General features: G+C 37.4%; 22 protein-coding genes. 20 read left to right on the forward strand and 2 right to left on the reverse strand.

Annotation, left to right across the window (positions count from 1 at the left end; genetic code table 11):
* The first annotated feature begins 1 nt into the window (after nucleotide 1).
* Genes K9L86_02080 through K9L86_02095 form a run of 4 tightly spaced genes read left to right on the forward strand, consistent with a single transcriptional unit; the run spans nucleotide 2 to nucleotide 2207 of the window.
* Nucleotides 2–805 carry an RnfABCDGE type electron transport complex subunit B gene (locus K9L86_02080; protein MCF7907648.1) on the forward strand — a complete coding sequence of 268 codons (804 nt, stop codon included), beginning with the start codon at nucleotides 2–4 and terminating at the stop codon, nucleotides 803–805.
* The gene (locus K9L86_02085; protein ID MCF7907649.1) at nucleotides 798–1190 is read left to right on the forward strand and encodes a SoxR reducing system RseC family protein; all 393 of its coding nucleotides are present in this window, start codon (nucleotides 798–800) and stop codon (nucleotides 1188–1190) included. The genes K9L86_02080 and K9L86_02085 overlap by 8 nt, the downstream gene beginning before the upstream one ends.
* Complete coding sequence (gene purN / locus K9L86_02090; GenBank protein ID MCF7907650.1) at nucleotides 1187–1786, forward strand: phosphoribosylglycinamide formyltransferase; 600 nt, start codon at nucleotides 1187–1189, stop codon at nucleotides 1784–1786. Before K9L86_02085 ends, purN begins: the two co-directional genes overlap by 4 nt.
* Entirely contained in the window at nucleotides 1773–2207 is a 435-nt protein-coding gene (locus K9L86_02095) for a BatD family protein (protein ID MCF7907651.1), read from the forward strand. The genes purN and K9L86_02095 overlap by 14 nt, the downstream gene beginning before the upstream one ends.
* Here the strand turns inward: K9L86_02095 and K9L86_02100 are convergent.
* Nucleotides 2204–4255 (reverse strand): tetratricopeptide repeat protein, encoded by a 2052-nt coding sequence (locus K9L86_02100; protein ID MCF7907652.1) that lies wholly within the window; start codon nucleotides 4253–4255, stop codon nucleotides 2204–2206. The genes K9L86_02095 and K9L86_02100 overlap by 4 nt on opposite strands.
* On the reverse strand, nucleotides 4221–7268 hold the full coding sequence (locus K9L86_02105; protein ID MCF7907653.1) for an AAA family ATPase: 3048 nt from the start codon (nucleotides 7266–7268) through the stop codon (nucleotides 4221–4223). Before K9L86_02105 ends, K9L86_02100 begins: the two co-directional genes overlap by 35 nt.
* A gap of 171 nt (nucleotides 7269–7439) precedes the next feature.
* Here K9L86_02105 and hflK point away from each other — a divergent pair, with 171 nt between their 5' ends.
* The 16 genes from hflK to efp all read left to right on the forward strand — a co-directional run bounded on the left by hflK (nucleotide 7440) and on the right by efp (nucleotide 22694).
* A complete protein-coding gene (hflK, locus tag K9L86_02110) occupies nucleotides 7440–8453 on the forward strand; it encodes an FtsH protease activity modulator HflK (protein MCF7907654.1) in 1014 nt (337 codons plus the stop codon).
* Nucleotides 8446–9393: a protease modulator HflC gene (hflC, locus tag K9L86_02115; protein MCF7907655.1), complete on the forward strand. Its 948-nt coding sequence runs from the start codon at nucleotides 8446–8448 to the stop codon at nucleotides 9391–9393. Before hflK ends, hflC begins: the two co-directional genes overlap by 8 nt.
* 27 nt (nucleotides 9394–9420) lie before the next feature.
* On the forward strand, nucleotides 9421–10272 hold the full coding sequence (purU, locus tag K9L86_02120) for a formyltetrahydrofolate deformylase (protein ID MCF7907656.1): 852 nt from the start codon (nucleotides 9421–9423) through the stop codon (nucleotides 10270–10272).
* Between the two features lie 109 nt (nucleotides 10273–10381).
* Nucleotides 10382–11665: an ABC transporter substrate-binding protein gene (locus tag K9L86_02125; protein ID MCF7907657.1), complete on the forward strand. Its 1284-nt coding sequence runs from the start codon at nucleotides 10382–10384 to the stop codon at nucleotides 11663–11665.
* Nucleotides 11662–12576 (forward strand): sugar ABC transporter permease, encoded by a 915-nt coding sequence (locus K9L86_02130; GenBank protein ID MCF7907658.1) that lies wholly within the window; start codon nucleotides 11662–11664, stop codon nucleotides 12574–12576. The genes K9L86_02125 and K9L86_02130 overlap by 4 nt, the downstream gene beginning before the upstream one ends.
* Nucleotides 12557–13396: a carbohydrate ABC transporter permease gene (locus K9L86_02135; GenBank protein MCF7907659.1), complete on the forward strand. Its 840-nt coding sequence runs from the start codon at nucleotides 12557–12559 to the stop codon at nucleotides 13394–13396. The genes K9L86_02130 and K9L86_02135 overlap by 20 nt, the downstream gene beginning before the upstream one ends.
* Nucleotides 13396–15711 (forward strand): hypothetical protein, encoded by a 2316-nt coding sequence (locus K9L86_02140; GenBank protein ID MCF7907660.1) that lies wholly within the window; start codon nucleotides 13396–13398, stop codon nucleotides 15709–15711. The genes K9L86_02135 and K9L86_02140 overlap by 1 nt, the downstream gene beginning before the upstream one ends.
* A gap of 102 nt (nucleotides 15712–15813) precedes the next feature.
* Nucleotides 15814–17004, forward strand: a complete 1191-nt coding sequence (locus K9L86_02145) for a hypothetical protein (GenBank protein MCF7907661.1) — start codon at nucleotides 15814–15816, stop codon at nucleotides 17002–17004.
* 68 nt (nucleotides 17005–17072) lie between these two features.
* Nucleotides 17073–18455, forward strand: coding sequence for a hypothetical protein (locus K9L86_02150; protein MCF7907662.1), 1383 nt, complete (start codon nucleotides 17073–17075; stop codon nucleotides 18453–18455).
* 44 nt (nucleotides 18456–18499) lie between these two features.
* Nucleotides 18500–19132, forward strand: coding sequence for an energy transducer TonB (locus tag K9L86_02155; protein ID MCF7907663.1), 633 nt, complete (start codon nucleotides 18500–18502; stop codon nucleotides 19130–19132).
* Nucleotides 19133–19314: 182 nt separating this feature from the next.
* The gene (gene amrB, locus K9L86_02160) at nucleotides 19315–20118 is read left to right on the forward strand and encodes an AmmeMemoRadiSam system protein B (protein MCF7907664.1); all 804 of its coding nucleotides are present in this window, start codon (nucleotides 19315–19317) and stop codon (nucleotides 20116–20118) included.
* Between the two features lie 24 nt (nucleotides 20119–20142).
* Complete coding sequence (locus tag K9L86_02165; protein MCF7907665.1) at nucleotides 20143–20484, forward strand: DUF1844 domain-containing protein; 342 nt, start codon at nucleotides 20143–20145, stop codon at nucleotides 20482–20484.
* Nucleotides 20474–20641 carry a Trm112 family protein gene (locus K9L86_02170; protein MCF7907666.1) on the forward strand — a complete coding sequence of 56 codons (168 nt, stop codon included), beginning with the start codon at nucleotides 20474–20476 and terminating at the stop codon, nucleotides 20639–20641. Before K9L86_02165 ends, K9L86_02170 begins: the two co-directional genes overlap by 11 nt.
* 1 nt (nucleotide 20642) lies before the next feature.
* Nucleotides 20643–21092, forward strand: a complete 450-nt coding sequence (aroQ, locus tag K9L86_02175; GenBank protein ID MCF7907667.1) for a type II 3-dehydroquinate dehydratase — start codon at nucleotides 20643–20645, stop codon at nucleotides 21090–21092.
* Nucleotides 21089–22153, forward strand: a complete 1065-nt coding sequence (locus K9L86_02180) for a Xaa-Pro peptidase family protein (GenBank protein ID MCF7907668.1) — start codon at nucleotides 21089–21091, stop codon at nucleotides 22151–22153. Before aroQ ends, K9L86_02180 begins: the two co-directional genes overlap by 4 nt.
* Entirely contained in the window at nucleotides 22134–22694 is a 561-nt protein-coding gene (gene efp, locus K9L86_02185; GenBank protein ID MCF7907669.1) for an elongation factor P, read from the forward strand. Before K9L86_02180 ends, efp begins: the two co-directional genes overlap by 20 nt.
* Nucleotides 22695–22701 lie beyond the last annotated feature (7 nt).

The following is a 22701-nucleotide window of genomic DNA, read 5'->3' on the forward strand; positions in this document are numbered from 1 at the left end:
AATGATTATTAGCGCAGTGGTAACTTTAGGTTTGGTTGGTTTTCTTTTTGCGTTACTTTTAGCTTTTTTGAGTAAAAAGTTACAGGTTGAAGAAGACCCAAAAGTTAAAACGGTTCTTGAGATCGTTCCTGGCTTGAACTGCGGAGCTTGTGGCTTTTCCGGTTGTCGCCCATTTGCTGAAGCAGTAGCTAGAGAATCTAAAATTTTTAATGGTTGTCTTCCTGGTGGTCAGGAAATTAACGATAAGATATCACAAATTCTCGGCATTACCGGTTGTTCGGGATTAAAAAGTCAGGTTGTTATCTGTTGTTGTGGTGCTGATGAGACTGCGAAAAAAATATCAACCAAATATATTGGGCCGCAAACCTGCCAAGCAGCCCAGATTACTGGTGGGGCCTTAGATTGCCGATATGGATGTTTTGGTTTTGGTGATTGTTTAGGAATTTGTCCGGTCGGCGCCTTAACTTTGGATAAAAAGAAAATTAAGGTTGATATTGCTAAATGCATTGGTTGTGGCCAATGTGTTGAGATTTGTCCGCGCAATCTATTTAAAATAACTCCCTTGCCTGAAATTACTGGTTTTTATTCGGTTGCTTGCAGCAATAAGGAGAAAGCAATGAATGTAAAGAAGGTTTGCGCTCAAGGGTGTATTGCTTGCACAATTTGCACTCGAGTGCCTGAATCACCTTACTACATGAAAGATAATCTTTCTTATATTGATTATTCCAAATCAAACAACACTGAACCGCTTCAGGCAGGAATGGACAAATGCCCAACTAAATGTATAGTAAAACTTGATGGATAAAGAAGTCGTCAGGGTTGAAAAAGTTATTGGGGATAAAGTAAGAGTTCAATTTGAAAGAAAAGTTAGTTGCTCTTGTTGTCGTTTAGAATCCGTTTGCGCTCAGAGAAAGGGAAATTTTGATATTGAGCGAAGAGGTTTTTCTTTAAAGGCGGGCGATAAAGTAGAGGTTGCTATTGATGGAAATAAAGGGCTACTTGCTGTGGTTTTAACTTTTTTCTTTCCGGCAGCCGTATTTATGGCTAGCGTAATCATTTTTCAAGACAAAGGCGAGCTGATAAGTTTTTTTATTGCTTTGGTGATTGTCTGCTTATATTATTTAATCCTTAAACTGATAGTCAAAAGATTTAAAAACAAATTTGAGTTAAAAATTTTAAAAAAGCTATGAATATAGCAATATTAGCCTCTGGTAATGGCAGTAATTTTGAAGCAATTGCTAAAGCGATAAGGCGCGGCCAGATTAGGGCAGAAGTGAAACTTTTAATTACTGATAAGCCACAAGCCTTTGCTCGATTCAGAGCGAAGAAGTTAAAAATAAAAGATATTTTTATTAATCCTGATAATTATCCATCGAGACTTCTGTTTGATAAAAAACTAGTAGAGGTTTTAAAGATTGATAAAATTGATTTAGTAGTTTTGGCCGGATATATGAGAATTCTCTCACCGTACTTTGTAAAAAAATATAAAAATAAAATTTTAAATATTCATCCTTCTCTACTTCCGCGTTTTAAGGGTGTTAACGCTATCGCTCGAGCTTTTAACCATGGATCTAAATTAACTGGGGTTACTGTACATTTTGTGGATAGTAAAGTTGATCATGGACCAGTAATTCTACAAAGTTCAATTTTAATAAAAAAAAGCATGAAGCTAAAAAGCTTAGAGAAAGAAATTCATAAACTGGAACATAAGTTATACCCCTTAGCGATTAAGTTGTTTGCTGAAAAAAAGTTAAAAGTAAGGGGGAGGAAAGTTGCGATTAACTAAGCTTGTTATCTTGGTTTTTGGTTTATTCTTGTTGTTAGGGGCTGGAGAGTCAGGCCAAATAGTTAAGGCCACGGTCAATAAGAATAAGGTCTCAACAGGAGAATTGTTAATTTATACTGTAACTATTGAGGGTATTTTTAAAGATCCTCAAGTAACCCCACCAGAATTTAAGGACTTTAAAGTTAGTTCGCAAAGCAATTCGCAAAACTACTATTTTTCTGGATCCGGAACTAAAATAAACATAACGTTAATTTATACATTACTTGCTCTCAAGGCTGGTAATTTTAGTCTTGGCCCAACAGTCATTAAAGATGAGGGGGAAGAGTACAAAAGTAACGTTGTTGATATTGCTGTAGAGGGTAAGCCTTTTAAGGAAAAAAAGAAAATCCTACCGTATATTGATGAAGGCCTAGAAATTTAAGGAATTCTACGTATATTTTCCTCGGCCTTTCGGGCATTAAGATAATCCCCATACTCATAAAATAAGTCATGAGCTTTTAGGAAATTTTCTTTAGCTTTTTGGTTTTCTCCTAAAGCGGAGTAGGTTCTGCCCATGCCGAAGTATACCTGCGGAGAATCAGGTTTTATTATTAAAGCTTTACGGAAGTGCTGAATTGCTTTTTTGTATTGAACTAAGTTGGTATAAGTTTCCCCTAGGCTATAATGTATTTGAAAGTTGTCAGGGTCAAGGCGCAATGCCTTCTCAAGGTAGTTTAGGGCTTTTTGTTGTTCTGAGGCGTTTTTATTTTTTAGGCCTAGTTCATTATGGGCCTTAGACAGGCTAACATATATATCGGGAGATTCCGGAATTGAAGCAAGGACTTTTTCATATTTAGTAATTGCTCTTTCGTATTGACCTAAAGTTAAATAAGTATTCGCTAATCCGAGTTCCGCTGAGATAGAGGTTGGGTCTAATCTTAGGGCCTTTTCGAAATTATCTATTGCCTTTTGAGAATCGCCTAAAAGTCTATAGACATCGCCCAAAGATAAATAGGTTAGAAAATAATCATCTTTTAGTTTTTGTGACCTTAGAAGATACTGTAATGCTTTTTGATATTGGCCAAGCCTTAGGTACACACTTCCAATGCTGCGGTAAATCTCTGGGTCTTTAGAATTTTTGGCTTCGGCATTTTCAATTGCTCGTTCAAGATATTGCAATGCTTCTTCAGGAATTCCTAAATCAGCGTAAATCTTGCTTAAAGCCTCGATGATGCCCGGGTAGTCAGGCTGTGCGAGAAAGACCTGTTTGAATTCTTCAAGAGCTTCCTTGGGCCTATCAAGAATGCGGTAACATTCACCTAAAGGAAAATGAATTGTTGGGTTTCTAGGATCCAGTTTTAGCGCATAATTAAAAGCAGCCAGGGCTTGTTTGTGGCGACCCAAATTCATGTAGGTTTCACCGAGCAGCACTTGTGCGTAGATATAACCTGGTGAAATTTCAAGAGTTTTTCTACAGAAGGCTATTACTTTGTCGAAATTTTTGTTTTCACCTTGAGAATACCGATAGGCTTGACTTAGATAAAAGTTTGCTTTATAGAGTTTAAATAGTGTTTTATTACTGTCAGCTTCGGGTGGGTACAAGAAAACTTTGTTAACTTCACCAGTTGATGATTTGAATAAAACTGTTTTTGTTTTTTTATTAAAGTTATCGTTTATTGTAGCGCGTTTGATTTGGATAAAAGAAGAGTAGTTTTCGACTATTTCTCTAGTTATTCTTTCAACTTCTTTATCGGGCGTTGGGATATCCGGACTATACTTTTTAATTCGGACATTAAAATCGACTATTATCCGAGAGCTTTGGTAGCGAACATCAATATCGTTAACTTCAAAGTTATCGTTTAAGCTCGGGGCCAAAAAGGTTCTAGAAATTCTTTCTTGAATTAGCATAGGAATAAACTCAGCTAAGCCAACATTATATTTGCGGAGGTAACGACCACGATCATCTTCTAGTATGTTTTTATCGATAAAGGGAGTTTGAAAAGAAATAATTCGTTTTTCAAATTCATAGGCGGATATGTTAGTCGCTAAACCATAAGTGGCTAAGGTTAGTCTTATCTGATCAGGAATAAATATCAGTTCGTATTGGTTCATCCTGATTAAATTTATTCCTTTTAGACGTTGGATATCGGATTTAACAAAACAATAAAATATTGGCGGAGCATCCATATTGAGAAGGGCTCGTTGTATTGATTGAGAAATTTTTCTGACAGTTTCAGACAAGTCTTCATCAACTTTTCCTTCTTCGTTTACTTTAAATTTGCCAGCTTCATCAAAAAATTCAACCGGGGCATAAACCCAAAGAGTCTCTCCAACCAGCCAAGTGCTTACTTCGATTTTATGCTCTTCCCTACAGATTTTTTTTATTATTTCGGCAATATCTTTACGTGAATAGGTTGGTGGGACAGAACAGGAAATTAGTAGAAGAGCGCAAAAACTAAGCAGGAGGTTTTTGAGAGGTATTTTTTGCATACTTTTTAAAAATTAGTTCTAGTTCAGATTGGGTAAGCTCTTCTTTTTTTAACAATTCACTTGTTAAATGTTCGAATAAATCTTTTTCTTTTTCTAATAAAGCAACGGTTGATTTAAGGCAATCCTGAAGTAATTCTTGAGTTTCCATATCTAACTTTGATTTCATTTCTTCAGACAGTAGATTGTTTTCGTTTTGTTCAAATAAAAAGTCACCAATGTATCCTGAACGACCCATGCCCCAACGCCAAACCATTGATCTAGCATACCACATCGAAGTTTTAAAATCCTGAGAAACACCATTGGTAGTGCTGGCAGTAATTTTCTCAGCAGCATATCCACCAAGAAAAATCTTGATAGTGGACAATAGTTCTTCCTTGGTGCCGGCGGAACGATCTCCTTTGGTAGCATACCAAGCTACACCTAAAGTTTTGTCTCTTGGAATAATAGATAACTTAAAGGGGAAATTTCCTTTTCCAAAAAAATACTCAGCTAAACAATGTCCGGCTTCATGGTAGGCGGTGGCCTTAAGCTCCTCGGGGGTTAATTTTAATTTCTTTTTTAAGCCTAATTCTATTCTTTCTCGAGCTTCATCGAGCTCTTTCATACCCAGAATAGTTTTTTTCATTTTAGCAGTTAGAAGAGTGCCTTCTTTAATTAAATTAGCTATATCAGCCGGGGAATAACCCGGAGTAATACCGGCAAACATTTCAGGGTCAATCTCATCTTTGTTATACTTAGTTTTAGAAAGATAAAACTGAAATAACTGCTTTCTTTCGTCAAAGGTTGGTAAAGAAACATGGAGTTTTCGATCAAACCTTCCCGGCCTAAGAACCGCTTTATCCAAGTTACTTTCATCGGTATTGGTAGCGCCAATAATAACAATATTATATTCAGCATCCTTTTCCTTTAAACCGTCCATTTCAACTAAAAATTGGTTTAAAGTTTGATTATGTTCTTGAGTACCGCCGAAACCTTTGTCCATAGCCCTTTTGGCGCATAAAGCATCAATTTCATCAATAAAAATTATACAGCCACCTTTGGCTAATGCTTGCTCTCTAGCTTCCCTGAACATTTGGCGCACTCGGCTTGCGCCCACACCGACAAACATTTCTACGAATTCTGAACCAGCCTTAGCGATAAAAGGGATCCCTGCCTCATTAGCGATAGCAGAGGCAAGATAAGTTTTTCCGCATCCAGGAGGGCCAAGCATTAACAAACCCTTAATAATTTGTCCACCCATTTGTTTTAGGTTGGCTCGGTCTTTTATTAAGCTGACAATTTCTTTGGCTTCGTCTTTTGCGCCTTCCATACCAATGATATCATCCCAACCTATAGAATCTTTTTTTGACTTTTTCATTCCTTCCATTATATAAGTAAGCCTAGTTTTCCCATGTTTTTTGAAGGTTTCTTCTATTTGATCGTAATCTAACTCTTCTTCTTTTAATAAACGGTTAGCAATTTCATCTAAAATTACTTTTTCTCGACGTAATATTTCATTGACTTCATCCAAACATTTATTAATGATATCTTCTTTGTCTCTTTCAGAAATTTGCGAAGGGAAGCCATGTTCTTGAGTTATACCTCCTGGGCCCGAAGTCCCCATGCCCCACTGATCTACCATTTTCATCGCTAGATTGTTTGCTTGTTTAAGATCTTTCCCTACTCCGGAAGATACCGAACCAAAGCGAATTTTTTCAGCAGCATAACCACCAAGAAAACTCTTTATTTGACCTAAAAGATATTCTTTATCCGGGATGTGGCGTTCTTCTTTGTCCCTTGTCCAGGTAACCCCTCCGGCTGAACGTCTAGGAATAATACTAGCCTTAAAAACATCTTGAGTTGGCACTAAAAAGTAAGTAGCCAGTGTGTGTCCGGCTTCATGGTAGGCGGCAATTTTTTTATCTTGGAGAGATAACACATATTCAGCTTTTATCCCGATATCGATTCTTTCTTTTGCGTCATGGATGTCGGACAAATCAACTTGATTTTTTTTCTTACGGGTAGCAATTAGAGAAGATTCACGAACAATGTTTGCTATGTCAGCTGGGCTATTGCCAACTGTAAAACGAGCTAACTTAGCAAAATCAATTTTTTCCTTATTGTAGGAAATCTTGGTGAAATAGTATTGTAAAAGATCTTCACGTTCTTTTAACCCGGGGAGCCCAACATAAACTTTGCGGTCGAATCGTCCGGGACGCATTAGGGCGCTATCAAGTTCACTCTCGGGAACATTTGTCGCCGCGATTATTACGATATTGTCTTTGGCAGTATCTAACCCGTCCAATTCAGTTAAAAGCTGATTAACGGTAGCATTATAATCTTGACCGGCACGGCCGCCTCCGGAACTTTCTATTCTCGGTCGGGCGAAAGTATCAATTTCATCGATAAAAATTATACAACCACCATCTATTTCAGCGGAGATTCTGGCTTCCTTAAATAGGCTTTTTACTCGATTGGCGCCAACCCCGACAAACATACCTTGGAATTCACTACCGGCAACGTGAAGAAAGGGGAGTTTCGTTTCAGTAGCGATAGCTTTAGCCAGATAAGTCTTTCCGCATCCAGGAGGGCCAATCATTAAAACACCTTTAATAATTTTTCCGCCAACCCGGTCTAAATTAGTATGGTCATTTATGAGCTGAATTACTTCCCAGACTTCCTTCTTTATGTTTTCCATCCCAATAACGTCAGACCATCTGACATTCACTGATTGCGGTTTTACTTTTTTTGATTTTAATTTATCAAGACCTCCCCCCCAAAGAAAGTATACAAATATACTTGTCGTTATTGCACCGGATACAGTACCGACAATTAGCATAAAAAAGATTTGCAGAGGAATACCGGCAAGCATTGATTTACGAAAAAAAGAATCTAACTGGAAGAAGGTTCGAAGGCCAACAGTGGTTAAAGCAATTATGCTTAGAATTAGGAGAATAGCTACACTTATTATCGTAACTTTTATCCAGTGTAGTTTTATATACTTTGTTAATCGTTGATTTGAGCTATTTGCCATGGATTCGCCTCCCGAGATTAAGAATACCATATATTTTTATTATTGTCTACTTCTTAGATGTTGCCAACACCTATTTTAATAAGGTTTCCCTGCTCTGTAAGCGATTACATCTATATTCATATATATAAAAAATAGCTTGCTAAAACAACCGAATAAGCTATAATCTATTTTATGGAATTTCAAAGTCGACAGCCCGATGAAATCTTTCAAAATTTAAAACAAAAATTTAGTGGCCAGAGGCCGAAAGGTTTTTGGTTTCCTTTACTAATTGGTATTGCTATCTTGTCTATATTTTTAAACGGGGCCGGACTTTCTCCCAATCCTTTTTATACTATTCAGCCAGACGAAGTTGGTGTTGTTTTACGTTTTGGAAAATTCATCAAGGCCACTAATCCTGGTCTTCATTTTAAGTATCCTTTAATTGAAAGAGTTATCCCAGTTAAGGTTGAGAAAGTTTACACTGAAGAGTTTGGCTTTAGAACTCAATCCCCAGGGGTAAGAACTGTCTATAGCCCGAAGTCGTTTGATGATGAGTCGTTAATGCTTACCGGAGATTTAAATGTATTAGATTTAGAATGGATTGTTCAATATAAAATAAGTGACCCTTTCGGTGCTTTGTTTAATATACGAAAATTGGTTAAGGCTATACGTGATGTTTCTGAGTCAGTAGTTCGAAGATTAGTCGGCGATCATTCTTTTAACGAAGTTCTTACTACCGAACGAATAGAGATAAATAATCAAATTCAAGATGAGATGCAAGAAATTCTTGATTCTTACAACTGTGGAATTCAAATCGTTAAGGTAAAATTACAAGATGTTAACCCGCCTGACCCGGTTAAACCAGCCTTTAATGAAGTAAACCAGGCAAAGCAGGAGCGAGAGAAGTTGAAGAACCAGGCTTGGGAAGTTTATAACCAAAAAATACCACAAGCCAAGGGCGAAGCTCTTAAGTTATTTCAAGAAGCTGAGGGTTACGCTACCGAGAAGGTTAATTGGGCAAAGGGTGATGCGGAGCGTTTCTTGCTGCTTTATAAAGAATACACCAAAGCTAAAGATGTCACCTTGAAACGACTGTACTTAGAAAACATGAGTCAAATTCTTAAAAAAGCTGGTAAAAAATACATTCTTGATCCTAAAGAAAAGGGGATTCTTCCCTTACTAAAGCTAGAGAGTCAAAATGAATAAGAAGTTTGGTTTAATTCCTTTAATAATTATTTTTGTAGTTATTTTGCTAGGCAATCCTTTTTATGTCATAACTGAAGGCCAACAGGCAGTGATTACTTTATTAGGTAAACCAAAGCGTATAGTTATTGAGTCAGGATTAAAGTTAAAGGTTCCTTTTCTTGAGAAAGTAAATAAATTTGAAAAGCGAATATTAGAGTGGGATGGTTACCCTAACGAGATACCAACTAAAGATAAACGTTACATTTGGATTGATACTACTGCTCGTTGGAGAATAGTCGATGCTTTGAAATTTTTTAAAGCCGCTTCCTCAGAACGTGGTGCCCAAACCATACTCGACGGGATTATTGATGCAGCGGTCAGAGATGCGATTACCGCTCAGAAATCAACTGAAGTTGTGCGGTCTTCGAACAGGTTACTGGAAAGTCTAAAAACTGCTAAAACCGAAGAAGGCTTTGTTGATGAGAGCGCCTTGGATGCAACTGAGATTGGTCGAGACAAAATTCGTGAAGAGATAGTTGAAAAAGCAAGGGGAGACTTAGGCTCTCGCTATGGAATCGAGCTAATTGATGTCAGAATTAAACGAATTAATTATATCGAAAAAGTTCAACAGGATGTCTACGAGCGAATGATTGCTGAACGTAAACGAGCCGCTGAGCAATATCGTTCTGAAGGAAGAGGGATTAGGGCTGATGTTGAAGGGCGTACCGAAAAAGAGCTTAAGTCGATTCTTTCAGAAGCTTATAAGAAGGCTCAAACCATTAAAGGTGAAGCTGATGCCGAGTCTACAAAGATTTATGCTGATGCTTATGGGAAAGATCCTGAATTCTTCGCATTTTTAAAAACTCTCGAAACTTACAATGATACCGTTGATAAAAATACGATAATTATCCTAACTACTGAAGGGGAGTATTATAAGTATTTGAATGCAATCAATCCTTAAAGTCCTTCTGCTTATTTTCCCACACAAATGAATACTGCAACTTTATTAATATCTTGTCCCGATCAAAAAGGCATAACCGCAAGTATTACCGATTTTATTTATCGGCATCAAGGAAATATTGAACATGCCGATCAACATATCGATTTTCAATCTAATATCTTTTTCATGCGGATCGAATGGTCTTTGGATAATTTTGAAATTCCCAAAGATAAAATTAAAGAATCATTCAATTCTCTAGCTGATAAGTTCAGAATGAACTTTTCGCTTCATTTTAGTTCTAAAATTCCCCGAATGGCAATTTTTGTCTCAAAGCAAACCCATTGTCTCTACGATTTACTGCTTAAATACAAACAGGGGCACTTGCGTTGCGAGATACCTTTAATAATTAGTAATCATTCCGAAGTTAAAGAAATTGCTAAAAGTTTTAACCTGAAGTTTTTCTATTCAGTTAAGAATCAAAAAAATAAAGTAGCTTCTGAAAATAAAGAGCTGACCTTACTAGCTAAGGAAAAAGTAGATTTTCTTGTCTTAGCCAGATACGGACAAATTTTTACCAAAGAGTTTGTTGAAAATTTCCCTAGTCGAATTATAAATATCCATCATTCTTTTTTACCGGCCTTTATTGGCTCAGATCCTTATCGTCAGGCTTATTCTCGGGGAGTTAAAATTATTGGAGCAACTAGTCATTACGTAACTGAAGCTCTTGATGCTGGGCCGATTATTGATCAGGACATTACTAGGGTTAGTCACCGCGACTGCTTAGAAGATTTGAAGCGGGAAGGCCAAGATTTAGAGCGCACAGTCCTAAGTCGGGCAGTTCGTTGGCACCTTGAGCACAAAATCTTAGTTTATGCTAATAAAACTGTTGTTTTTGATTAAATATTGCAATATTTTTAATATATGTTAAAATAACCATCTTTGTAAGCGCAGAAAATAACCGCGCTTACACCTCTTTTTTAAATTTTACAATATTCAAGGGAGGAGCGTAATGAAAAAAATACTTAAGTTTACTGCTATCATTGTCTTATTGTTGTTTGTTTTTGGCTGTTCTGGTCAAAAACCTAAAGACGGCACAGTGGTCGTTTGGCATTGGATGACCGACAGAAAAGATGCTTTTTTAGAGTTAGCTAAAAAGTATCAGGCTGAAACCGGCGTAACTGTTGAATTTAAACTGCTATTTCCTCCGGAAACCTATTCAATGAAGGTTACTGCCGGAGCCCGAGCAAAAACCCTACCTGATATTTTTGGTATTTTAGGTGAGAAAAAAACAGTTGGTTCGTTCATTCGGGCAAAGCATATATCTGATCTTACTTCCGATATGACTGCTGATTCAAAAACATGGCAGAAACGTTTTTACCCTCAAACTTTAGATGTAGTTGTATTTAAGAAAAACAATTATTCTGGTGTCAAACCGGGAATATACGGTGTCCCAATAGATACTACGGTTATGCAGTTTGTTTATAACAAATCACTTCTTAATGATTTAGGCTTGCCAGGACCTCCGGAAACTTTTGAGGATTTTATCAACTATGCAAATCGAGTAAAAGAAAAAGAAAAAACTTTCGGTTTTGTTTGTGGCTGGGGTGAAGGCTGGTTGCTTAATGCTTTAGCGACTGAATGGGCAATAAACCTTATGGGGGAAAAGAAGTTTTTAAGTACCCTTGAAGGGAGTGTTTCTTATACTGACCCTGACTGGATAAAGGTTTTTTCATTATTCGAGACCTTGCGTAACTCCGGCATTCTTTCACCGAATATCGCGACTATGACCAACAAAGAGTCAGAGAATGCTTTTTCTAAAGGCAAAGCTTTGTTTTCTTTTAATGGTAGTTGGTCAATGAATGTTTATGCACAACTTAATCCCGAACTTAATTATGGCTTTTTTTCACTTCCCAAGGTTTCGAAAAATTATCCGGTAAAGGTTTGGGGAGGTTCAGGAACCTCGTTTATGGTTAATGACCGTTCTCCTAATAAGGACAAAGCCATTGAATTTCTTAAATGGTTAACCAAAAAGGAACAACAGATCTTTTTGATTAAGGAAACTAACAATCTGCCGGCGATTAAAGGCTGTGAAGATCAGATGTCAGAAAGGCTTAAAAAACTTACTTTAAATTTAAATAACCTTACTCATCCTGATGTTTGGCCGGGCAATGAGGATTCAAGGGTAATTGAATCTTTGAATCGTGGCCTGCAGCAAATAGTCATGGGCCTCAAAAAACCTCAAGAGGTTGCTAAAGAGGTGCAGGAAAAGAAAGACAAAATTGTAAAAAGATGAATTCTTCGGTAAAAGAGAATAGCGTAAATTTTTCATTCATTTTTCCAGCCCTTTTTATTTTTTCGGTTTTTTATATCTACCCCTTCTTTTACAGTTTCATTTTAAGTTTAACTAATTATGATCTGATTGGAGATTTTAACTTAAAAGAATACTATATCGGCTTTGGTAATTTTCAAGACGCCTTAACCGACAAAGACTGGTGGAGTTCGATGTATAACGGAGGCTTCATCACCTTTTGGGCTTTGACTTTTCAAAATATTTTAGCATTTGCTTTAGCTCTTGCTGTCGATAAGGTAGTACGGTTAAAGAAATTTTATCGAGTCGTATTTTTTATTTTGCCGGTTCTTTCAGAAATTATAATCGGTTTATTAATGAAACAACTTTTGATTGGTGAGCCTATCGGCAGGGATGTGTTTAATCATATTTTAACTAACCTCCATTTGGGATTTTTAGCTCAGGATTGGATTGGCGGAGAGAATGTACGTCTGGTTACGGCCTTAGTCCATTGCTGGAAAGGCTTTGGGTGGGCGTTTGTTATATTTTTTGCTGGTTTACAAACTATTCCTGAACAACTATACGAGGCAGCAAAAATTGACGGCGCTGGAGCCTGGCAGCAATTTCGTAAAATTACCGTCCCTTTGCTTATGCCCGTCATTACTCTAATTATTGTTCTTACAATATTAGGCACTATGCAGGCCTTTGCTATGATCTTAGCTTTAAATGCCGGGGCTGGAGGCCAAACGACGGTGCCGGTTATGATTATTTTTTCTCATATTGGCGGAGCCAGTAAGCTGGCCGGGCTAGCCTGCGCCGAGGGTCTTATTCTAGGGGTGATGCTGGTTATAGTTTCATTTACTATGTTTTTTGTTTCCAAAAAAGTAAAGGAAAAATATGGTGTATTACCGAGCTAAGAAAATAGTCACTTTAATTATTTTACATACATTTCTTTTTAGTGTTGCCTTGAGTTGTATTTTTCCTTTTTTCTGGATGATTAACGTATCCTTAAAAACTCAAAGCCAATATGATGCTGACTCAGGCTTAAAAATTTCTAGTTCTTTAAATTGGGACAACTATTACAAAGTAATAGTTGAAGGTGAATTTTGGCGTTATATTGTTAACAGTGTTATTTATACGTTCTCTACGGTTATTTTTATTGTTCTTGTATCTTCTTTAGCCGCCTATGGATTTTCCCGTCTTCATTTTCCCGGTAAGAATATTATCTTTTTTATGTTTTTGGCGGCGATGATGATACCGCTTCCAGCCGGTTTTGTTCCAGTGTATGCACTCTTGCAACAACTAGGTCTCTTAAATCGAACCGGATATGTTTTAGCTATGACAAATATCGGTCTTTCTTTCAGTATCTACCTTTTAAAAACTTTTTTTGACCAATTGCCGCGCGATCTTGAGGATGCAGCCAGAATGGACGGTTGCACCAAGTTTCAAATTTATTGGCATGTTGGTTTGCCTTTAGTTGCTCCAGCTCTTGGCGTAGTTGTTATTTTCAACGCTTTAAATGTTTGGAATGAGTTTGTTTTAGCTAAACTTATATTTACTGACGAACAATTTATGCCCCTTCAAGCTGGATTAATGGAATTTACTGGGAAAATGGTAACCCAACACACTCTGATCATGGCCGCTTTAACCATAGCGGCTCTTCCGATAATTCTATTGTATATTAAGATGCAAAAGCAATTTATTAAAGGGCTTACTGCCGGAGCAGTGGTAGGATAATGAAAACTATAGTTAAAAATTTAATTTTACTTTTATTTCTATCTAACCTCTTAATAGTTGAAAGTTACTCTCAAGAAACTGCGAAACTTGAGAAGTCCAAACATGTTAATAGTGCTTGGTCTCTACGCGGTCAGAAAAAATACGAACAAGCCTACGAAGAAGTAGACGCTTGCATTGCTAACCTGACTGATAATGCTAATCGCCTAGCGAAAGCTTTAACTGGGCCAACCGATGAAGTTAAAAAATCTAGCTATCAAAATATGAATGATATTGCTGAATGTTACTTTATTAGAGCTGAAATATTTCGTGATCAGACAAAGTATGAGGAAGCTAGTAAAGCTTTCAGCGTCATTATTGAAAAATATCCTTACGCTCAGTGCTTTGACCCCCGGGGCTGGTTTTGGTCTCCGGCCAATGCAGCAAAAGACGCTATAAAGGAAATAGCTAATGTTAAACTAGAAGAAAAAATTACCATCGAACCAGAGGTTCCAATCAGTCTTTACGACCCCGGGTTGGAATTCCCGGTTGATTACTTAAAATATGGTGAATTTAAAGGTGAGGGAACTGAAGATTACGAATATATTACTAGTGACCCAATAGGCCTATCTAAAGCTGTTGGTGAGGGAATTTATCCAAACACTAGTTCGATTAAATTTGATCCAGGATTCATTGCGATCAAGAAAACACTTTCTAGTATTGACCACTGGAAGATCTTAAATAGCCGAAACTTAAAATTAGCTTTTTATAAGTGGAATATGGCTCCTGAGCCTCAGGGAGTGAAGCAATTTCATTTAGCGGAAATTTTAGAAAGAAGTGGCCTGGTTGAATCGGCGATAAAAGCTTACTATGCTGCATTGGTTCATTTTCCAAAAAGTTATGGCTGGACTTATTGGCATACACCTTGGTATGTATCTAAGGTGGCACTTTACCGAATAAAATATTTACTTAAAAAAAATCCCGAACTCAATCTTGCTCTCGAAGGAGCTGAAGTTAAAATAATTAACGGCTACGATAACGATATTCGTAATGATATCTTCTTAGTCAGCCCAGGTCGTTTAGTCGCACTTTCATTCTGGGAAAAAAGCTTCATTGACAACTCTTGTTCTGCTCGCAAGCAAAAACTTGGAGAAGTTGTTAAGAGTAGCGGAAATATAATTAAACTAGTCAATTATCAACCCGGAGGATGGCAACTATTGTTAAATGATAAGCCATTTATGGTCAAAGCAATAACTTACGGACCTACTAGAGTTGGAGAATCTCCTGATGATGGTAGTATGCAGAACTGGACTACTCAGGATTTAAATGAAAATGGAATTATTGACTCAGGTTTTGAAACTTGGGTTGATAAAAACCAAAATAATCTTCAAGATGAAGGGGAAAAAGTGGTTGGCGATTTTGCTCTTCTTAAGCAAATGGGGGCTAACTCGATTAGGCTCTATCATCAGCCTCTAGAATTAAATAAAAAAATTCTTCGACAAATGTATGAAAAATATGGTATATATGTACTACTGGGTGATTTCCTTGGTAAATACGCCTTAGGTAGTGGTGCAGATTGGGACCCAGGAACCGATTATGATAATCCGGACCAAAAGCAGAAAATGCTTGAAAGTATTGAGAAAATGGTCCGAGAGTTTAAGGATGAACCCTACGTTCTGATGTGGCTTTTAGGTAACGAAAACGTTTATGGTCTAGGATGTAATGCTGACAAGAAGCCAGAAAGCTTCTTTAAATTTGCTAATGAGGCAGCCCGCCTCATTAAGTCTTTAGATCCAAAAAAGCGTCCAGTAGCCATTGTTTCAGGGGATATTCTGTATTTAGATATCTTTGCTAAAAATTGCCCTGACATTGATATTTTTGGTACCAATGCTTATCGGGGAAAATATGGGTTTTTAGATATTTGGGATGAAGTTAGCCGAGTTGCGAATAAAGCAACGATGATAACCGAGTATGGTACTTCTTCTTATGCCAAGGGTTACTCTTTGGAGGAAGCTGAACAATACCAAGCCGGCTATCATCGAGCTTGTTGGGAAGATATAATCTGTAACTCTGCTGGTTTCGGAGCTGGAAATGCCGTTGGCGGAATAGCTTTCGAATGGATAGACGAGTGGTGGAAGGCGTATAAGCCTGCTTACCACGATCGTAAAGGTCTTTTTAGCGGGCCGTTTCTTGATGGATATATGCATGAAGAATGGCTTGGTGTCTCTGGTCAGGGCGATGGAAGTAAATCACCTTATTTGCGCCATTTAAAAAAGTCTTATTTTACGTACAAAGAACTTTGGAATCAACCTTGCGAAGAAAGGGTAAGTAAAAATTAGAATTACAGAAACACGAAATAACCACGGGAAGTGTAAAATTTCTGTAATTCTAGTAAGTAGTTAAGGTAGTCCGTGGTTATAAGAAAAGAGGAGGTTCACGAAATGGGCAAAAGACTTTTGTTGAGCATTTTCTGTTTTGTTGCGGCGACTGGATTTGTCGTAGGCAGCTATGCCTTGAGTGGCGAATGTTTGGCTGTAGATAATTTCTTTGTCTATACCGACAAAAATTCACCACAGAATAACTTTATTCCTAGTGGTTGGATGGGTGACTATGGGGATTTGCGGATGAACGACCAGGCAACTGATGAGTACGCTTCTGGAGCAACCTCAATTAAGATCACCTATACCGCAAAAAAAGCCCAAAATCAGGGCTGGGCTGGTATTTTCTGGCAATCAGCACAAGGCAACTGGGGCGAGAAAGATACTGGAATTGATTTAAGTCGTTACAACAAGCTTGTTTTAAAAGCTAAGGGTGAAAACGGCGGCGAGGTAATAACCAAAATAAAGGTTGGTGGAATTACTAATAATTCAGCTACTGGAGAGCCAGTATCTTTTCCTGACACTCTTGATGTAGAATCGGGACCAATACGCCTAACTAATGACTGGCAAGAATATTCTATAAATCTTGCTGAGCAAGATTTATCTAACGTTAACGGCGGCTTTGCTATAATTTTCAACGTTGATCATGCTGAAGGTGGACAAACAATCTATCTAGATGAAATTCACTTTACTTATGATGCCGGACTAAAAAAAGAAGAAGCAAGAGTTAATCTTCCTTTTTATGTTTATGCTGATTCAAACTCTTTAGACAATCACTTCATTCCCAGTGGTTGGATGCCGGCAACTGCCGCAAGAGATTTGCATATAAACACAAATTGGAAAAATTACCCTTTTTCAGGTGACAGCTCGATAAGAGTTGAATACAAAAATGAATCAGGAACACGTTGGGCTGGCATCTATTGGCAGCAACCGGCAAATAACTGGGGAACAGTACCTAATGCTGGATATAATCTTCAAGGGGCCAGCAAACTTACTTTTTGGGCTCGTGGAGACAGCGGAGCTGAAGTAATCAATGAATTCAAAGTTGGAGGAATTTCCAGCGGCGAGTATATTGATTCTGACAGTGCCAGTATCGGCCCAGTTCAGTTATCTCCTGAATGGAAAAAGTATGAGATTGATTTGACCGGTAAAGACCTTTCATACATTATTGGTGGTTTTTGCTGGGCAACTAACATCGACGTAAACGATCCAGAAGGAATAGTATTTTACCTCGATGAAATTGCTTACGAATAAACGGAAATAATAAACCCTACTAGAGACTTTGTTCTCTAGTAGGGCAGTCTTAATTTAAATTTTATTTTATGTTTAAAAACTTTAAATTTACTTGGGCTAATTTTAAAATAGACAGAAAACGTGCTCAACGTCTTTGTGTAGCATTCATTTTTTTAATGCTGATTGGAATATTTGGCTATCTTTTAGCTTATACCCGTTTTTTAACCCTTCAATCTAAAACGATAAGCCTTATTTCTCTGAACAAAAAATTAACAGCTAAACTTAAAAATTGTCGGGAGCGACTTGAATTATGTCAAGATCGCTTTGTAAAAAAAGTTGAAATAATCCCTAATTCTTGCGGTGGTTACAACTTTTATGTTAAAGGAAAACCTTTTCTAGTAAAAGGCGTAGGCTATAATCCTACGCCAATAGGTAAAGGTTACGACTATGAACTTTTCAGCGATGAGACTAAACCTTGGCTCGTTGACGGTAAACTTATGAAAGAGGCCGGCATAAACTGTGTCCGTATTTATTCAACTGGTAGTGATTTAGAAAAAGTTAAAGAATTTATCAGTGATATGTATGAAAAATTTGGTATTTATACTTTAGTTAGCGATTGGCTAGGATTGTGGGATTATCCACGAGCAAACTATGCCGATCAAAAATTTCGTGAACGAACTAAGAAAAGAATTTTAGGAATCGTTGAAGCCTTAAAAAATGAAGAAGGCCTATTAATGTGGATCCTTGGTAATGAAAATAACTATACCTTTTCCGGGCGTATTGGATTTTGGACTTCAAATGAAATCGAAAAGCTTCCTGAAGCTTGTGATAAGCAAAATAAACGCGCTGAGATTTACTACAGTTTTGTTAATGACCTCACTTTAGCGATTAAAAAAATAGACCCGTTGCATCCAATAGCTTTAGGCAATGGTGAGGCTAACTTTCTTCAAATTGCCTCTCAACAGGCCAAAGATGTAGATCTTCTAGCAATAATTATCTATCGTGGTAAAAGTTTCGGTAATTTATTCAATAGCGTTCGTCACTCTTTCGATAAACCGATTATGCTTTCAGAATTTGGCTCCGATTCTTATGATGCTTATCGTGAGAAGGAAGACCAGGATATTCAATCTGAATTTTTAATTTCGCAGTGGAAAGATTTGTATGCTAATACCACAATCAGCGGTAACTGCGAAGCAAATGCGATCGGTGGGTCTCTTTTTGAATGGAATGATGAGTGGTGGAAGCATAATGAGGGTTACAGCGATGGCTGGAGCATCCACGATACCGAAGCTGGCTGGTCTCACGGAGCCTATTTTTTTGATATTCGTGCCAAAAATAATTTGAATATGAATGAAGAATGGTTTGGTATCGTTAGCTTAAGTAAAGACAAGGAAAATGGAATAAATAAAAGGAATCCTAAAAAGTCTTACTACGATCTTCGTACTTTTTTCGGCCAACCTTATACCGATTAATAACAGTTTTGTTGCACAGACTATTTTGATATAATGTAATTTGGATGAAAAATTATTGGAATCTAGCCATAACTTTCTCTTTGATTTTTCATAGTGCCTTAATTATACGCTTACCTCAATTGACTTTTTTTAGCAAAAAAAGAAACGCTGTTAAAACGGAAATTAAAAAAGAAGTAACCATGGTACCTGAAAATGTTAAAGAGAAGGTAAAGGTCAGGACTGATTCGATAGCCCTAATCGAACCTGCACCTTATACTGAAAATATTATGGATACGCTTATAAAAAATGGCGGTATTACCACAATGAGTAAAACTGATGTTTTTGAAAAAAACATTAAAGAAATCGTTCTTTCTGAAATACCGCCACACAATAAGGAACTAAAAAAAAATCCAGCCTATATGAACTATTATCGTCTTATCCGAGAAAAAATACGTAGTAATACTTATCGTTACTATCGCTCAAGTAATACTGGTAAGGTATTGTTAAGCTTCATCGTGCTTAAAGACGGTGACTTAGGTGAGTTTTTTCTAGACGATGAATCAGTGGCTGATGATGGTTTGCGCCAGATAACTCTAGAAAGCATTAAAGATGCAGCTCCTTTTCCGCCTTTCCCTGATGAGTTAAGTAATTATACCCAGCTTAGCTTTCGTATCCCAATTTACTTTAAAAATAATTAATCTGGGTTACCTGCGAAGTGGCCCTGCCGTCTTGCTCAGGGGCTTCTCGCCGTAACGAAGTGCGATTGAGGGTGCAAAAGGAAAGAATTAACCCAAGAGTAGCCGAGCAACTTTATGGAAATGCATAATTCGACTAAGCCCTCATTACTTGACATTCGAGGTTAGGATTATATAATATAGCGATGATAAGGAAGCCGGCGGTAAGCGGGCAATTTTACCCTAGTGATAAAAGAGATCTTGAGGCTACAATCGATGGATTTAAGCCTAAAAGAAACAATAAAATTTCTGCTAAGGGTATAATTCTTCCTCATGCTGGTTACGCTTATTCAGGACGGGTAGCAGTTGAAACAATCAGTAGAGTTTTAGCTAAAAAAAAATTGATTTTACTTGGACCCAATCATACTGGGTTGGGTGAAAAGTTTAGTCTTTGGGGTAAAGGAAAGTGGGAGACCCCTTTGGCCTCAATTAATATTGACGAAGAGTTAAGCAAGCGTATTTTAGGAACCGGAAGCTTAATTGCTGAAGATAAGCTTGCTCATCAGCACGAACATTCTTTAGAGGTTCAGTTACCGATTCTATATCGTTTTTTTGGACAATTTAGTTTTGTTCCGATCGCTTGTCAACAAGCGAGCCTTGCAAATTATCGTAAGGTTGCAGCTCAGATTTGCCAAGCGATAAAAGCTCAAGAGGATGAAGTTCTTTTCATTGCTTCGACTGACCTAACTCATTATGAACCTGATATAACAGCAAGGGTCAAGGATAGGACAGTTATCGAAGCAATTATTAACTTGGACGAAGAAGAGCTACTAAACAAAGTTAAGGCAAAAGGCATAACTATGTGCGGTGTGGCTCCGGTAGCGATTCTTCTTTGTTGTTTAAAAGCGGTTGGCGCCAAAAAAGCAGAAGTTTGTCTTTATCAGACTAGCGGCGACGCAGGTGGAGATAAAACTTCAGTTGTCGGTTATGTAGGGATGATTATTAAATAAACGATTTTAAATTAGGAGAAAATAATGGATCAAGAAGCTCAAAAGAAAGTGGATGAAAGTTGGAAAAATCAGGTACGTAAAGAAAAGGAAGAAACCGAAAACAAAAATGATACTTATCATCAGCCGAATTTTTCAATATTTTTATCATCTTTAGGAATGCAAGCTATGATTGCAATGGGAAAACTAGAAAACCCTTTAACTAAAAAGCTTGAGATCAACCTTGAGCAAGCAAGATTTTTAATTGACACTATCGGAGTAATTAAGGAAAAAACTAAAGGTAACCTTAGCCCTGAAGAGGAAACTTTGTTGAACGATTCACTTTATAGTTTACGCATGATTTACGTGGAGTCTAAAGGTGATAAATAAAGATCTTTTAAGTATTCTTGCTTGTCCGGCCTGTAAAGGTTCAGTTAATTTAGAGAATCAGACAGTTGTCTGTGAAGTTTGCGCTAAGGCTTATCCGATTAAGGACGGTATTCCAATAATGATTGTCGAGGAGGCAGAAAAACATGAAATCAAGTAAAGTGAAAAAAGTTTTAATTATCCACGGACCCAACCTGCATCTTTTGGGTAAGCGCGAACCAGACATCTACGGAAACTTTAGCTTGTTAGATTTAAATCGTGACTTAAAGCTTAAAGCTAAAAAAAGTAAGATTGCGATAGCGATTTTTCAGTCTAATTCTGAAGGAGAAATCGTTGAAAAAATAACTAACTCTAAGTATGATTTTTTAATAATTAACCCCGCTGCTTACACACATACTTCAGTGGCCATTCGTGATGCGCTTCTTGGCGTAAATAAACCTACCCTTGAGGTGCATATTTCAAATATTTACCGGCGAGAAGACTTTAGAAAAAAATCCCTAGTCAGCGACGTTGTCTTAGGAATTATTGGTGGGTTAGGTAAATGGAGTTACTTATTGGCCTTAGATGCCGCCATTGCCTTCTTTAAGAATAACCTTTCAGCAAAAAAGTGAAAGCAAGAATTAAAAAGTGCTCGCAATTAATGCGCAAAAGCGGTTACGAAGCGCTTTTTGTTTCGGACCCTTTGAATCTTGCGTATCTAACTGGATCTCGAGAAGTTGAAGGGTACCTTCTCATTTCCACCAAAAACAAACCGATTTTTTTTACCAATTTTATATATCAAACAACGGCTAAAAAGTTGAGCGATTGCAATCTTGTTATTGCTAAGCAAGCTGAAAGCACCTTTAAACTTGTTGCCGACTGCGCTGCCCGCTTAAAAATTAAACGTCTTGGCTTCGAGGCTCAAAGTTTTAATTTTAAACAATATCAAAAACTCAAATTTTTGCTGACCGAGAAGAAAATAAACTGCTTGATAACTGATGGTTTAATCGAAAATCTACGGGCAATCAAAGAGCCCGATGAGCTCAAACTAATAAAGAAATCAATCCAAATTAGTGAAGAAGCTTTTCAATTTGCCAGGGAAATATTTGAAGGTTCAATGAGTGAAAAAGGGCTAAAGATTGAGCTGGAGCGTTTTTTAAGGCTCAAAGGAGACAATGAAATTGCCTTTAGTTCAATCGTTGCTTCTGGTAAAAATACAGCCTTTCCGCATCATTGCTCGAATGAAACGATAATTGGTAATAAATTTTTCCTAATTGACTTAGGTTCAAAATATTATGGATATTGCGCTGACTTGACAAGGGTATTCTTCTGCGGTAGAATGCCCCTTCTTTTTAGAAAAATACACGATACAGTACGAAAAAGCCAAGCTCAGGCTATAGCAAAAATCAAAGCTGGGGTTAGAGCTTGTGATGTAGATAGTACAGCACGCAAAATAATCGATAAACAAGGCTGGGGAAAATATTTTGGACATAGTTTAGGGCACGGCGTTGGAATGGCCGTACACGAAGCACCCCGAATTGGACCAAAAAACACCACCGTGCTAAAAGAAGGTATGGTGGTTACAATCGAGCCGGGTATTTATTTAAATAATAAATTCGGCATCCGACTAGAAGATATGGTGTTGGTAAAAAAAGATAAGTCAGAGGTGTTGAGTGGGCATGGTAATTGGTGAGTTAAGGCCAGGAATGGCTATTATTTATAACGATCAGCTTTATTTATTAATTAACTGCGAGCACACCAAAATTGCTAGAGGCCCGGCCTTCTGTCGAGCAAGGTTAAGAAATTTAAAAACTGATCAGGTGCTTGAGCGAACTTTGCGTGATTCTGACAATGTTGAACCGGCTTTTATTGAAAAACGTAAACTTCAATATCAGTACCATCAAGACGACCAGTACCACTTTATGGACTTAGAAACCTATGAAGATCTTTTATTGCATAAATCGCGAATTGCCGATAAATCTTTTTGGCTAGTAGACAACCTGGAGCTGGTCGGTCTTTTTTACGATAATAAACTTATTGATTTAGAATTTCCGCCTTCTTTAATATTTAAAGTTACTGAAACTGATCCTGGATTTAGAGGCGATACAGTTAAACAAGGCACTAAGCCGGCAACACTTGAAACCGGATTGGTTATTAATGTGCCGAATTTCATAAATAGCGGTGAAAATATTAGGGTGAATACAAAAACTAAGGATTATTTGGGCCGAGCATAAAGGGGGC

The sequence above is a fragment of the Candidatus Omnitrophota bacterium genome, assembly GCA_021735655.1.
Taxonomy (GTDB): domain Bacteria; phylum Omnitrophota; class Gorgyraeia; order Duberdicusellales; family 4484-171; genus JAHKAJ01.

What these genes read in the sequence shown, in the direction of transcription:
- K9L86_02080 (MCF7907648.1), top strand. Translation starts at nt 2, where the DNA reads ATGATTATTAGCGCAGTGGTAACTTTAGGTTTGGTTGGTTTTCTTTTT.
- K9L86_02085 (MCF7907649.1), top strand. Translation starts at nt 798, where the DNA reads ATGGATAAAGAAGTCGTCAGGGTTGAAAAAGTTATTGGGGATAAAGTA.
- purN (MCF7907650.1), top strand. Translation starts at nt 1,187, where the DNA reads ATGAATATAGCAATATTAGCCTCTGGTAATGGCAGTAATTTTGAAGCA.
- K9L86_02100 (MCF7907652.1), bottom strand. Translation starts at nt 4,255, where the DNA reads ATGCAAAAAATACCTCTCAAAAACCTCCTGCTTAGTTTTTGCGCTCTT.
- K9L86_02105 (MCF7907653.1), bottom strand. Translation starts at nt 7,268, where the DNA reads ATGGCAAATAGCTCAAATCAACGATTAACAAAGTATATAAAACTACAC.
- hflK (MCF7907654.1), top strand. Translation starts at nt 7,440, where the DNA reads ATGGAATTTCAAAGTCGACAGCCCGATGAAATCTTTCAAAATTTAAAA.
- hflC (MCF7907655.1), top strand. Translation starts at nt 8,446, where the DNA reads ATGAATAAGAAGTTTGGTTTAATTCCTTTAATAATTATTTTTGTAGTT.
- purU (MCF7907656.1), top strand. Translation starts at nt 9,421, where the DNA reads ATGAATACTGCAACTTTATTAATATCTTGTCCCGATCAAAAAGGCATA.
- K9L86_02125 (MCF7907657.1), top strand. Translation starts at nt 10,382, where the DNA reads ATGAAAAAAATACTTAAGTTTACTGCTATCATTGTCTTATTGTTGTTT.
- K9L86_02130 (MCF7907658.1), top strand. Translation starts at nt 11,662, where the DNA reads ATGAATTCTTCGGTAAAAGAGAATAGCGTAAATTTTTCATTCATTTTT.
- K9L86_02135 (MCF7907659.1), top strand. Translation starts at nt 12,557, where the DNA reads ATGGTGTATTACCGAGCTAAGAAAATAGTCACTTTAATTATTTTACAT.
- K9L86_02140 (MCF7907660.1), top strand. Translation starts at nt 13,396, where the DNA reads ATGAAAACTATAGTTAAAAATTTAATTTTACTTTTATTTCTATCTAAC.
- K9L86_02145 (MCF7907661.1), top strand. Translation starts at nt 15,814, where the DNA reads ATGGGCAAAAGACTTTTGTTGAGCATTTTCTGTTTTGTTGCGGCGACT.
- K9L86_02150 (MCF7907662.1), top strand. Translation starts at nt 17,073, where the DNA reads ATGTTTAAAAACTTTAAATTTACTTGGGCTAATTTTAAAATAGACAGA.
- K9L86_02155 (MCF7907663.1), top strand. Translation starts at nt 18,500, where the DNA reads ATGAAAAATTATTGGAATCTAGCCATAACTTTCTCTTTGATTTTTCAT.
- amrB (MCF7907664.1), top strand. Translation starts at nt 19,315, where the DNA reads ATGATAAGGAAGCCGGCGGTAAGCGGGCAATTTTACCCTAGTGATAAA.
- K9L86_02165 (MCF7907665.1), top strand. Translation starts at nt 20,143, where the DNA reads ATGGATCAAGAAGCTCAAAAGAAAGTGGATGAAAGTTGGAAAAATCAG.